This is a genomic window from Paraburkholderia azotifigens, from assembly GCF_007995085.1.
Taxonomy (GTDB): Bacteria; Pseudomonadota; Gammaproteobacteria; order Burkholderiales; family Burkholderiaceae; genus Paraburkholderia; species Paraburkholderia azotifigens.
This window is the reverse complement of sequence record NZ_VOQS01000001.1, coordinates 2,673,477-2,685,599: the sequence shown is the minus strand read 5'-3', so window position 1 is coordinate 2,685,599 and position 12,123 is coordinate 2,673,477. Positions and strand designations below refer to the sequence as shown.

Annotated in this window: 10 protein-coding genes; 3 read left to right on the top strand and 7 right to left on the bottom strand. The window is 62.4% G+C overall.

Features of this window, described 5'->3' with window-relative positions:
• The first annotated feature begins 16 nt into the window (after nt 1-16).
• Complete coding sequence (gene fliQ / locus FRZ40_RS11915; RefSeq protein ID WP_012402292.1) at nt 17-286, top strand: flagellar biosynthesis protein FliQ; 270 nt, start codon at nt 17-19, stop codon at nt 284-286.
• A gap of 39 nt (nt 287-325) precedes the next feature.
• On the top strand, nt 326-1,108 hold the full coding sequence (fliR, locus tag FRZ40_RS11910; RefSeq protein ID WP_028367374.1) for a flagellar biosynthetic protein FliR: 783 nt from the start codon (nt 326-328) through the stop codon (nt 1,106-1,108).
• 772 nt (nt 1,109-1,880) lie between these two features.
• Here fliR and flgL read toward each other — a convergent pair.
• Together flgL and flgK are read right to left on the bottom strand one after the other, a co-directional pair.
• Complete coding sequence (flgL, locus tag FRZ40_RS11905) at nt 1,881-3,101, bottom strand: flagellar hook-associated protein FlgL (RefSeq protein ID WP_147234221.1); 1,221 nt, start codon at nt 3,099-3,101, stop codon at nt 1,881-1,883.
• Between the two features lie 14 nt (nt 3,102-3,115).
• Nucleotides 3,116-5,089 (bottom strand): flagellar hook-associated protein FlgK, encoded by a 1,974-nt coding sequence (gene flgK / locus FRZ40_RS11900; RefSeq protein ID WP_147234220.1) that lies wholly within the window; start codon nt 5,087-5,089, stop codon nt 3,116-3,118.
• An 861-nt stretch (nt 5,090-5,950) separates the two neighbouring features.
• On the opposite strand from flgK, the gene FRZ40_RS11890 reads away from it, so the two are divergent.
• Complete coding sequence (locus FRZ40_RS11890) at nt 5,951-7,090, top strand: IS481 family transposase (protein WP_147234817.1); 1,140 nt, start codon at nt 5,951-5,953, stop codon at nt 7,088-7,090.
• 195 nt (nt 7,091-7,285) lie between these two features.
• On the opposite strand, the gene FRZ40_RS11885 is transcribed toward FRZ40_RS11890, so the two are convergent.
• The 5 genes from FRZ40_RS11885 to flgG form a co-directional block, all read right to left on the bottom strand.
• Nucleotides 7,286-8,035: a flagellar brake protein gene (locus tag FRZ40_RS11885; protein WP_028371115.1), complete on the bottom strand. Its 750-nt coding sequence runs from the start codon at nt 8,033-8,035 to the stop codon at nt 7,286-7,288.
• Nucleotides 8,036-8,448: 413 nt separating this feature from the next.
• A complete protein-coding gene (flgJ, locus tag FRZ40_RS11880; RefSeq protein ID WP_028371114.1) occupies nt 8,449-9,381 on the bottom strand; it encodes a flagellar assembly peptidoglycan hydrolase FlgJ in 933 nt (310 codons plus the stop codon).
• A gap of 12 nt (nt 9,382-9,393) precedes the next feature.
• Entirely contained in the window at nt 9,394-10,575 is a 1,182-nt protein-coding gene (locus FRZ40_RS11875) for a flagellar basal body P-ring protein FlgI (RefSeq protein WP_028371113.1), read from the bottom strand.
• A gap of 2 nt (nt 10,576-10,577) precedes the next feature.
• Nucleotides 10,578-11,288, bottom strand: coding sequence for a flagellar basal body L-ring protein FlgH (gene flgH, locus FRZ40_RS11870; protein WP_147234218.1), 711 nt, complete (start codon nt 11,286-11,288; stop codon nt 10,578-10,580).
• A gap of 43 nt (nt 11,289-11,331) precedes the next feature.
• A complete protein-coding gene (gene flgG / locus FRZ40_RS11865) occupies nt 11,332-12,120 on the bottom strand; it encodes a flagellar basal-body rod protein FlgG (RefSeq protein WP_012402302.1) in 789 nt (262 codons plus the stop codon).
• Nucleotides 12,121-12,123 lie beyond the last annotated feature (3 nt).

Here is a 12,123-nt window from a genome sequence, read left to right as displayed (position 1 = left end):
TAGGGAGAATTACGCCATGACGCCGGAAACCGTCACCACCCTTGCGCACGAAGCGATGTACATCGCATTGCTGCTGGCCGCGCCGCCGCTGTTCGTGGGGCTCGTCGTGGGTCTGATCGTGAGCCTGTTCCAGGCCGCGACGCAGATCAACGAAGCCACGCTGTCGTTCATTCCGAAGCTGTTCGCGATTGCCGTGACGCTGGTGCTGATCGGTCCGTGGATGCTCGCCAAGATGCTCGACTACATGCGCCACATGTTCACGAGCATTCCGACGCTCGCGGGCTGAGCTTTTCCCTTCCGCTTTTCTTCTTTCTTTCGACGCGCGATGTTTTCCGTCACCTACGAACAGCTGAACGTCTGGCTCACCGCGTTCCTGTGGCCGTTCGTGCGGATTCTCGCGTTGCTGGCGACGGCGCCTGCTTTCGGCGACAAGTCGCTGCCCAATCGCGTGAAGATCGGTCTCGCCGGTTTCGTCACGCTGATCGTCGCGCCTACTATCGGCGCGTTGCCGCAGGTCACGGTGTTTTCCGCGCAGGGTGTGTGGATCATCGTGAACCAGTTTCTGATCGGCGCGGCGCTCGGCTTCACGATGCAGCTGGTGTTCGGTGCGGTGCAGGCTGCGGGCGACATCATGGGCATGAGCATGGGCCTCGGATTCGCCACGTTCTTCGATCCGCATGCCGCGGGCTCGACCGATGTCATGTCACGCTATGTGTACATGATCGCGATTCTGACTTTTCTCGCGTTTGATGGGCACCTGCAGATGCTGTCTGCTCTCATTCAGACTTTTCAGGCGCTGCCTGTGTCTGCCAATGTGCTTGGAGCTAATGGCTGGCGCGTGCTTGCTGGATGGGGGAGCACTGTTATCAGCGCTGGCCTGCTGTTGTCCTTGCCTATCGTCACCGCGCTTCTTATCACTAACCTCGCGCTTGGGATTCTTAATCGCGCTGCGCCGCAGGTCGGTGTTTTCCAGGTTGGACTGCCTGTTACCGTCATCACCGGTTTGCTTTTGATTCAGCTTATGCTGCCGAATATGATGCCCTTCTTCGCTCGGGTCTTTGAAAGTGGTATCGATCAGATGGCTCGCGTTGCTGCTGGTCTTCGGTGAGTGTTTTTATTGCTGCTTGGCATCCGCGTTATCGTATCGGTACTTCAGGCGTTGCCCCTGTGCGGGGCACACCTACTTTTCTTTGCAGCGGCAAAGAAAAGTAGGCAAAAGAAAGCCGCTCACACCGCCAATTCTTCTTCCTGCCTGCGGGCCCCCAGCGGGTCCCGCACTCCACGCGGCATCACGTTACCCAATGCCCGTTGCCAGCGCTCCTGGATTCGCATCTCCCACTTCACACTCCCGCGTCACGTACTGCGTTACCAGGAAGTCCACGGCCGCCCAGGTGGCAAACTGTGTGTAGGCCGTCGCGACGCAAGTGCACCACTCCGGACTGAAAAGCGGGATCGGTGTCGTAGGAGCGCCAACGCGTAAGGCGCGACAAGCTACACACAGTTTGCCACCTGGGCGGCACAGACGATGCGCTACCGTTGGCTGCGCTACGGGCAACTGGAGAGGGTGATGCGCCTGTCAAATGCGCTGGCAACACGCGTGAAATAACGTGTTGCCGTCTGGAGTACGGGACCCGTTGGGGGCCCGCAGGCAATGACTAGCACTGGCGGGGTTAGCCCGCTTTCTTTGCTTACTTTCTTTGCGGCGGCAAAGAAAGTAAGTGCCGCCCCGCACAGGGGCAACGCTAATAAACCAGAAGCAAACCGCGGATGCCAGCGCTAAAGCCATCTCGCCCGGCGAAGGCAACCCGCACCAAAGCAAAACGCCCAACCCTCGAAAAAAGAGCCAGGCGCCGTAAAACCGCAAAAAAAAACTTCGGGAATCAATTCCCGATATAGTCAAACAACGAAAGCTTCTGAATCATGGAAAAGCCTTGCTGCGCAGCCTGCAAGGAGAACTGCGTCATCGTGTACTTCGAGATGACAGAAGTCAGATCGGTCTGCGTCAGATCAGCAAGATTACTGCTGGTCTGCAGAGAATTCGTCTGCGTGACAGTCTGGAGCGCCTCGATCTCCTGCTCACGTCCGCCCACGGACGTCTGAATCGACGTCACGTTGTTCATCGTGTTATGCAGCTGCGTCATCGCCGTGCCCAGCGCATTCGTCAGGTTCGCCTGGCCGCCCGTGCCCGAGACGGGTGTCTGCAGCGCGGCAATCACGCTGTCGAGATTCGCGAACACGTCGGTGCTCGATTGCGCCGCCGGCGTCACCGAGAACGAATCGCCCGCATTCGGCGCACCCGAAATCGTCACATTCTGGCCGCCGCCGCCGAGCGTGATCGCCTGGCCCGCTGCGTACGTCTGCGGCGCGCTCGTCGTCGACGCCGTGACGTCCGTAATCGTGTACGTCGTCGCCGACGTGAAGTTGATCGTGTACTTGTCCTGGTTCGTCGGATCGGTCGGATTGCTCACCGACACGTTGCCGATCGTGCCCGAACCCGTGTTCGCCGAATTGCCCGCCGTCACGGGCGAGCTGCCCGCCGGCGAAATGCCCAGGAACACGTCGCGGCCCGTATCGCCGATCGCGATGTTGCGCGTGCCCGTCACCTGCACGTGCTGGATGCCGTCGTCGCCGTTGTACTGGACGGCGCCGCTCGGATCGACCGAGAACGGCGGCGTCGAAGCCTGATAGCCGGCGTACAGGTAGTTGCCCGAGCCGTCCGTGCCGTTCGCAAGACCCATCAGCTGCGAGCGGATGCCCTGCAGCTGCGTCGCGATATCACCGCGGTCGCCGTCGTTCAGCGAGCCGTCGCCGGCGCGCACGAGCAGCGTGTTGATCGTCGTCAGCACGTTGTTGACGCTGGACAGCGAGCCGTCTTCCGATTGCAGCGCCTGGAGCGCCGTGTTCTGGTTGCTCGAGTACTGCGACAGCGCCGCGCCCTGCATGCTGAGCTGCACGGCCTGCGCCGCACCGACGGGATTGTCCGACGGCGTCGCGAGGCTCACGCCGCTCGCCAGCTGCTGATACAGCTGCGCCAGCGTCGATTGCTGATCGTCCATCGTCTGGACGTTCATGCCGAAATATTGCGAAGTAGAGATGCGCATATGCGTTCAACGCCTCAATTGAAGATGCCGAGGATCGTCTGGAACAGCGTCTGTGCCGTCTGGATGACCTTGCTGTTCGCCTGATACAGCTGCTGGTATTGCAGCAGGTTCGCGGCTTCCTCGTTGATGTTCACGCCGGAAATCGCCTGCTGCGCCGTCGTGATCTGCGTGACGAGCGCCGACTGCGCCTTGTTCGACGTCTGCACCTGGTTCGTCTGGTTGCCGATGTCGTTCACGTAGTTCGCATACGAGTCGGTCAGCGTCAGCGTGCCGTTGCCCATCGACTTCGCCGTCACCAGATTCGAGATCAGCTGTGCGTTGCGGCCGTCCTTGCCGCCCGCCGTGTTCGGCGAGATCGTGAAAGTGTCGCCGTTCGCGGGCGAGCCCGTGATCTGCAGCGACACGTTGTTGATCGTCGTGCCCGTAATCGTCATCGACGCGCCCTTGGCCGCGTTGTACGGCACGGGCGTGTTGGCGGCCGTGATGTTGTAGCTGGTCGGCGGCGTGCCGTCGATCGTCACGGTCGAGCCGACCGGGAAGCCCGTCAGCGAACCCGTCGTCGAGTTGTACGTGAGCGTCGTCGAGGTGCTCGGCAGCGTGTAGCCCGCCGACACCGTGCCTTGCGTCACCGTCGACGTGCCCGTGTTCGCCGTGCCCGCCGACACCAGAACAGGCGACGACGCCGCGATCGCCGAGCCGTCGCTCGTCGTCAGCGCAAAACCATTGAGCGCGCCGCGCGTCGGCTCGACGGTGAACGAATCGCCTGCGTTCATCGTGCCCGTCAGGTTGAACTGCATCCCGCCGATCGGATTTGTCAGGTTCGCCGCCTGGCCGACCACCTGACCCGTATCGCGATTCGTCAGCGTGTAGTTCGTGCCGTCGTACGAGAGCGAGTAATCGCCCGACACCGGCTGCGACGGATTCGACAGCGTGACGCCCAGCGTCGCGCCGCCCGTGTTGTTGGCATTCGCGTAGACGGTCGGATTGCCGACCGTGAAGAGCGCGCCGCCCTTGTTGCCGTTCAGGTCGATACCGAGCGCGTTCTGCGCGTTGACCTGCGCGGCGAAGCTCGTTGCGATCGCGCCGAGTTGCGCTTCGGCGGGATCGAGCGTCTGGCTGCGGAACGTCATCAGCCCACCGATCTGTCCTCCCAGCGGCGCGCTGTCGGGCAGGATTTGCGGCGTCGTCGTTCCGGCAAGGCTCGACAGACCTGCGTAGGCAACGGACGTTTCCGTCGGATCGGCAGGCGACGTGACCGTCGTGAGATTGAAGCTCTTGTCGGCGACCACGAGCGGCTGGCCGTTGCCCATGAACACGCTGTAGCCGCTATCGCCTTGCACGACCTGCACGCCGACCAGTTGCGACAGATTCGACACGGCGAGATCGCGCTGGTCGAGCAGCTGGTTGGGCGGCTGGCCTTGCGCGCTGAGCGACTGGATCTGCGAGTTCAGCTGGGCGATTTGCGCGCTATACGTGTTGATCTGTTTGACGGTATCGCCGATCTGCGTGTTGACGCTCGCGCGCAGCTGGTCGTACTGATCGCCTGCTGCGTTGATCTGGTCCGCCAACGATTGCGCGTTGCTGATGGCGCTTTGGCGCATCGCGGGATTCGACGCATCGTTCGCGACGTTCTGCATCCCGGTGAAGTAGCTCGTAATCGCGCTCGAAATACCTGTGGTCGGATTGCCGACCATGTTGTTGAGCTGCGCGATCAGGTTGTAGTACGTGTTGAGCGAGCCCGACTGCGACTGGGCGTTGTTGAGCTCGGTCGTCAGGTACTGGCTGTATTGGCGCTGGACGGTCGTCGTCGACACGCCGCTGCCGAGATAGCCGGAGCCCGTGTACTGTCCGCTCGACTCCGCGTAGACAGGACGCTCGACGGAATAGCCGGGCGTCGCCTGGTTGCTGATGTTCTGACCCGTAGTCGTCAGCCCCCACTGGGCTGCGTTGAGTCCACTAAGGCCGATGCTAAAGAGGTTACTGGACATGCGTCATCCTGAAAGACGGCGTAAGGGGCAGCGCGTGAGCACTGCCAGGTTGACCGAACACTTTGTATATCGGCCTGATGGGCAGAACATTGAGGGCGGGAATGGGGTTTTTTGCCTTTGCGGCGCAGGCTTCGCCTTTGTGGTTGTGCTTTTGCACGTTGCTGTGCGGGTTGTGCTTTTTATGTCTTTTTTCTTTTCGCTGGCATCCGCGTTTGCTTCTGGTTTATTAGCGTTGCCCCTGTGCGGGGCGGCACTTACTTTCTTTGCCGCCGCAAAGAAAGTAAGCAAAGAAAGCGGGCTAACCCCGCCAGTGCTAGTCATTGCCTGCGGGCCCCCAACGGGTCCCGTACTCCAGACGGCAACACGTTATTTCACGCGTGTTGCCAGCGCTTTTGACAGGCGCATCACCCTCTCCAGTTGCCCGTAGCGCAGCCAACGGTAGCGCATCGTCTGTGCCGCCCAGGTGGCAAACTGTGTGTAGCTTGTCGCGCCTTACGCGTTGGCGCTCCTACGACACCGATCCCGCTTTTCAGTCCGGAGTGGTGCACTTGCGTCGCGACGGCCTACACACAGTTTGCCACCTGGGCGGCCGTGGACTTCTGCTAACGCAGCCCGTGACGTGGGAGTGTGAAGTGGGGGATGCGAATCCAGGAGCGCTGGCAACGGGCATTGAGTAGCTTGTGATGCCGTGTGGAGTGCGGGACCCGTGGGGGGCCCGCAGGCGAACACAAGAACTGGCGGGGTGAGCGGCTTTCTTTTGCCTACTTTTCTTTGCCGCTGTGTACAGACTGGAGACATAGCTGACAGGTGTACAGGGACATGGTTGACACTTTCGGGCAATCAAACGCTCGAATTCCGACTATGCCCTGGGAAGTAAAAAACACCATGAATCTCCGCGAAGAATTCGTCAGCCTGGCCGCCACACAGGCTCTTTCATTCAGCGAACTGTGCCGGCGCTACCGGATCAGCCGCCAGACTGGTTACAAGTGGCTCGGTCGCCACAGGACCGAAGGCGCCGGCGGGTTGGCCGACCGTTCCCGCCGCCCGCACCACAGCCCCCTGCGCTCACCCGAACACATCGAAGCGCAGGTGCTGGAACTGCGCCGCGTGCATGGCTGGGGCGGACGCAAGATCGAACGGCGCCTGAGGGATCTGGGCAAGACAGAGGTGCCCGCGCCCGCCACGATCACCGAGATCCTGCGGCGCCACGGGCTCATCGACGAGCAGGCGTCGCGCCAGCGCCAGCACTGGCAGCGCTTCGAGCACGAGCATCCGAATCTGCTGTGGCAGATGGACTTCAAGGGCGACGTCCAGACTCTGACGTGCGGGCGCTGCATGCCGCTGACGGTTATCGACGATCACTCGCGCTATAACATCGTACTGAGCGCCTGCTCGCGCACCACCACGCAGGTCGTGCAGGCCGCGCTTGAGCGCGCGTTCCGCTGCTACGGGCTGCCTGCGCGCATCAATACCGACAACGGTGCGCCGTGGGGCTCGCCCAGCGCGCCGGGGCAACTCACCGAGCTCGCGGTCTGGCTGATCCGGCTGGGCATCCAGGTGAGCTACAGCCGGCCGTACCATCCGCAGACCAATGGCAAGGACGAACGGTTTCACCGCACCTTGAAGGCCGAAGTGCTGGACCGGCAGGCCTTCAGCACGCACGAGCACATGCAGCAGGCACTGGATCGCTGGCGGCATGTGTACAACGTCGAACGTCCGCACGAGGCACTGGGGATGGCCACGCCCATCACACGCTATGCGTGCAGCCTGCGCACGATGCCCGACCGGCTGCCTGAGCCCGACTACGACTCCCGTGATGAAGTCTTGCGGGTCAATGCAAGCGGCGTGGTGCGCCTGCGTGGTCAAAGACTGAAGCTCTCAATCGCGCTCAAGGGGCTGCAGGTGGCAGCCCGTCCGAGCGAGAACGAAGACGGGGTGATCGAGCTGTGGTTCGCCCATCAGCGGGTCGCAAGACTTGACCTGAAGGCACCCAAACCCTGACCATCAGGTGTCAACGATGTCCCCGTACATGTGTCAACCATGTCTCCAGTCTGTACACCGCTGCAAAGAAAAGTAGGTGCCGCCCCGCACAGGGGCAACGCAAGAAGCACCGATACGAATTCGCGGATGCCAGCGAATAAACCCAAAACCAAAAAACCAAAAATAGCGACTAGCGTCGCAGACAAAAAAAACGGGCTAAACGCGCGCCAACGAGCGCCGCTTCATTTCAAGCTGAGTAATCAACCGCTGAAGCGTATTCTCAGCATTCCCCGGCAGGGACAAGAACCGAAACCCCAGCGTGTAACGCTGCGTCCCATTAGGCAGATCGATGATCCGATTCGACATCAACTCCAGGTCGAGCTGCAAAGTTCCAAGCGCACCGAGCGTCACCTCGGTATCGATCAGCTGCACGCCCTGCTCTAGCGACGTCACGCGCACGTCGCTCGTGCGCATCGCGATGCCGCCCAGCGACAGATCCTGCACCTCGAAGCGAAAACCCTCGCCATCCGGCAGCCGGCCGCGGCAAATGTACGGATCGAGCAGCGGCGCATCGACGCGAAAATACTCGCGGCGCTGCACGTAGTAGAGCACTTCAGGGAAATCGGCTTCGAACGACGGCCGGCCCTCGAACGTCGTTTCGCGCGGCGTATTGGTGACGAAATGCACGCGCACACCATCAGGCGTCGCGTGGAAATGCCCTTCCGGCGAAGACAGCAGGCCGCGGTTCTGCTCGGCGAGCGCGCCCCAGTCGAACGTGAAAGTGCGCTCGCGCACGTCCACTTCGAGGATCTTCGTCACGAGCTGGCCGCCCCTGTACTGCACGGTCAGAAAATCGCCGCGATTGAGCAGATTGCGCAGTTGCACGCCGATCTCTAGCGGATTGCGGCGGCCGAAGTCGACGCCTTCCGTCTCGCGGTTATCACCATTCGACTGGGTGGTATTCATGGCCTTGCCAATTTCTCTTCGTTCTTGCGGGCACGTCGCGCAAACACGCGCGGCCAGGTCTCAGCCCGGCCTGCATGAGGCGCGAAACACGCGTGGGACCGGACTTTTCTACGGCATTCCGGTATCGGGTCTGTCTGTTTAGCGGCAGCGTCGGGTCAAAGTTTAGCCCGGTTTTACGAAATATTTTTCGCAAACGTTTGACACCGCAACGAAGACAGGATACGCGAAACCGCTGGCGCAGCGAGAAATCGGAAAAGACTGAAGAGAAGGGAAAGCGGCCCGGCCCAACCGCCGAAGCGGCCGGCCCGTCCGTCGAGCTCTGCGACGCGGCGCAGCGCCGGTTTGCTGCTGTCGAAAGAATGGCTGCCTGACGGCGCGTTGCGGCAAACTCAAGTCCGCCGCAACGGCAACCGTCACACCATCTTCTGCATGATCGAAATGAGCTTCTTCGCGTAGTGCGGATCGGTCGCGTAACCGGCGCGCTGCATGCCCTGCGCAAAACCGTTCACGTCGCGCGACGAATTGATCACCTGCGCGTAACGCGGATTCGACTTCAGGAAGCTCGCGTAGTCCGTCATCGCTTCCTCGTACGAATCGTACGCGCGGAATTTCTCGACCACGCGCTGCGGCCGGCCGTTGACGTACTCGGTCGTGACCGTCGCGACGGTCTTGCCGTTCCAGTCGTCGGTCGCCTTGATGCCGAAGATGTTGTGGCTCGTCGAGCCGTCCGACTTCTTGATCTCGCGCTTGCCCCAGCCCGATTCGAGCGCGGCCTGGCCGATGATGAAGCGCGCCGGAATGCCCGTCGCGGCGCTCGCGGCCTGCGCGGGAGCCGCCAGCTTGTCGACGAACGCATCGACCTTGTCCGACGAGCCGTCGCCACGTACGGGCGGCGTCAGCGCGCTGTTCGCCGTATAGCCGCGGCCCATCTTCAGCGCGCCGTTGCTCGCCGGATTCGCATACGCCTTCGCGAGCGCGTTGAGCGCGACGTTGTTGCCCGCGTTCGAATCGTCGGCGGACACGCCGGAGTTGCGCATCAATTGCTTGAGCATCGCGTCGGCGACGCCGATGCCCTTCGACGACATCTGCTGCGACAGCTGCTGGTCCATCATCGACGTGAACGTCGCTGAATCGTGCGAATCGAACGGGCCGTCTTGCGGCGTCGCATCGCGCATGCTCTTCAGCATCATCTGCGTGAAGACGGCGTCGAACTGCTTCGCAGCCGACTTCATCGCCTCGCGCGGATTCGCAGCCGCCTGGGCGCGCATCGCGTCGAAGCCCTGCGTATCGAGCGCGAAGCGGTTGGTCAGGTCATTCGCGGCGTTGCGCGTCGTGTCGGAGTTCATTCCCGTTGTTCCTTAGATGATCTCGAGATCGGCTCGCAGCGCACCCGCTGCCTTCATGGCCTGGAGGATCGACATCAGATCCGCGGGCGTCGCGCCGAGCGCGTTCAGCGCCTTCACGACTTCGGCGAGATTGGCGCCCGCGCTCACCATCTTGAGCGCGCCGTTGTCCTGCTTCAACGCGATTTGCGACTGCTGCGCAACCACCGTCTGGCCGTTCGAGAACGCGCCCGGCTGGCTCACCACCGGCTGCGTATTGACGATCACCGAAAGATTGCCGTGCGCGACGGCGCAATTCTGCAGCGTCACCATCTGATTCATCACGATCGAACCCGTGCGCGCGTTCAGGATCACCTTCGCGGCGGCCTGGCCCGGCTTCACGTCGAGGTTCTGCAACTGCGCCATGAACTGCACCTGTTGCGCCGGATCGGCGGGCGCGCGCAGCTGGATCGTGCGGCCGTCGAGCGCCATCGCGGTGCCGAAGCCGAACGCGTTGTTGATCGCCGACGTCACGCGCTGCGTCGTGTCGTAGTCCATGTCGTTCAGTTCGAGCTGCATCGTGCCTGCTTGCGAGATCGTTGTCGGCACCGAGCGCTCGACGATCGCGCCGCCCGTGATGCGGCCCGCCGCAAGCTGGTTCACCTGCACCTTGCTGCCGTTCGCGCTGGCACCCGCGCCGCCGACGGCCATGTTGCCCTGGGCAAGCGCATACACCTGGCCGTCCGCGCCCTTGAGCGGCGTGAGCAGCAGCGTGCCGCCGCGCAGGCTCTTCGCATTGCCGAGCGACGACACCGTCACGTCGAGGGCTTCGCCCGGACGCGCGAATGCGGGCAGCGACGCCGTCACCATCACGGCCGCGACGTTCTTCAGCTGCATGCTGGAGAGCGAATTGTTGCTGGAGTTCGAACCGGCCTGCTGGTTGTTGATCGAGATGCCGAGATTCGCGAGCATGTTCGCGAGCGTCTGCGTCGTGAACGGCGTCTGCGTGGTCTGGTCGCCCGTGCCGTCGAGACCGACGACCAGGCCGTAACCGATCAGCGGGTTGTCGCGCACCCCCTGGATCTGCACGAGGTCTTTCAGGCGCTCGGCGTGAGCGACAGGCGCCGTGACGGGCAGCGCGGCGCATGCGAGCGCAACCACGGCGAACGCGCGCGCGGCGAAACCGGAAACGAGGCGGGAGAAGGAAGTGTTACGCATGATCAGAACGGCGCGACGTTAAGGAAGAAGCGTTGCAGCCAGCTCATGTCCTGGGCTTCGTTGATATAGCCCTTGGCGGAGTATTCGATCTTCGCGTCCGCGACCTGGGTCGAGTACACCGAGTTCAGGCTGCTGATCGTGTTCGGATTGACGACACCCGAGAAACGCACGAACTCGTTGCCCTGGTTGATCAGCATCTGCTTTTCGCCGCTCACGAGCAGATTGCCGTTCGGCTGCACGCCGATCACCGTGACGGTGATCACGCCGCTGAACGTGTTCGATGCGTTGGCGCCGCCCGTCGCCTTGAACGTGTTGGCGCCCGTCGCGTCGAGATTCACCTTGCCGAACAGACCGCCCAGGAAGCCCGCCGTCGGCACGCCGAACTTGGTTTCGCCATTGCGGTTCGTGTTTGCGCCCGACGACTTCGTCGCGTTGATGTTTTCGGAAATGACGATGGTCAGGATGTCGCCGACATTGCGCGGCCGCTGGTCTTCGAACAGCGGACGGCCAGCGTACCCCGGGTTGTAGATCGAACCGGGCGTCTGCAGCGACGGCGGCGGCGGCGGCACGGCCGTCATCGGTTGCTGGGTGATCGGCTGCCTCGGCACGAGCGCACAGCCGCCGAGCGCGGCTGCGAGCACGCCGGCGCAGGCGAGCATCGAAGCTGCTCGCGCGCCGTGCAGAGAGACCTGGGTACGAGTGAAATGCGACATCTTGATTACCGCCTAAGTGTTTCCGACTATCTGACTATCAGCCTTAAACCGGCATCTGGCTGAGCGTCTGCAGCATCTGGTCGGAAGTGGTCACGGCCTTGCTGTTGATTTCGTAGGCGCGTTGGGTCTGGATCATGTTCACCAGTTCCTGCACGACGTTCACGTTCGATGCTTCGACATAACCCTGATTCAGCGTGCCCGCGCCGTTCAGACCTGGCGTCGCGACGTTCGGCGTGCCCGACGAAGTCGTTTCCGCGAACAGGTTTTCACCCTTGGCATCGAGACCCGTCGGGTTGATGAACGTGGCGATCTGGAGCGAGCCGATCTGCGTCGTCGCCGTCGAGCCTGCCGTCGTCACCGACACCACGCCGTCGCTGCCGATCGTGAGCGACGTCGCGTTCTGCGGGATCGTGATGGCGGGCAGCACCTGATAGCCGCTCGAGGTGACGAGCTGGCCTTGCGAGTTGGTCTGGAACGAGCCGTCGCGGGTGTAGGCGGTCGTGCCGTCCGGCATCTGCACCTGGAAGAAGCCCTGACCGTTGATCGCGACGTCCTTCGAGTTGCCCGTCTGCTGCAGGTTGCCCTGCGTGTACAGACGCTCGGTCGCGACCTGCTGCACGCCCGTGCCGAGCTGAATGCCCGACGGCAGTTCCGTCTGCTGCGTCGAGTTCGCGCCCGGCTGACGGATCGTCTGATACAGCAGGTCTTCGAACACGGCGCGCGAACCCTTGAAGCCGTTCGTGCTGACGTTGGCCAGGTTGTTCGAGATCGTGTCCATCTGCGCCTGCTGCGCATTCATGCCGGTGGCGGCGATATAGAGTGAGCGGTTCACTGT

Bases quoted from the DNA above. Each gene is read 5' to 3' on its own strand.
- FRZ40_RS11875 (WP_028371113.1), bottom strand. From the start codon at position 10,575: ATGCGTAACACTTCCTTCTCCCGCCTCGTTTCCGGTTTCGCCGCGCGC.
- FRZ40_RS11885 (WP_028371115.1), bottom strand. From the start codon at position 8,035: ATGAATACCACCCAGTCGAATGGTGATAACCGCGAGACGGAAGGCGTC.
- fliQ (WP_012402292.1), top strand. From the start codon at position 17: ATGACGCCGGAAACCGTCACCACCCTTGCGCACGAAGCGATGTACATC.
- FRZ40_RS11890 (WP_147234817.1), top strand. From the start codon at position 5,951: ATGCCCTGGGAAGTAAAAAACACCATGAATCTCCGCGAAGAATTCGTC.
- fliR (WP_028367374.1), top strand. From the start codon at position 326: ATGTTTTCCGTCACCTACGAACAGCTGAACGTCTGGCTCACCGCGTTC.
- flgL (WP_147234221.1), bottom strand. From the start codon at position 3,101: ATGCGCATCTCTACTTCGCAATATTTCGGCATGAACGTCCAGACGATG.
- flgK (WP_147234220.1), bottom strand. From the start codon at position 5,089: ATGTCCAGTAACCTCTTTAGCATCGGCCTTAGTGGACTCAACGCAGCC.
- flgJ (WP_028371114.1), bottom strand. From the start codon at position 9,381: ATGAACTCCGACACGACGCGCAACGCCGCGAATGACCTGACCAACCGC.
- flgH (WP_147234218.1), bottom strand. From the start codon at position 11,288: ATGTCGCATTTCACTCGTACCCAGGTCTCTCTGCACGGCGCGCGAGCA.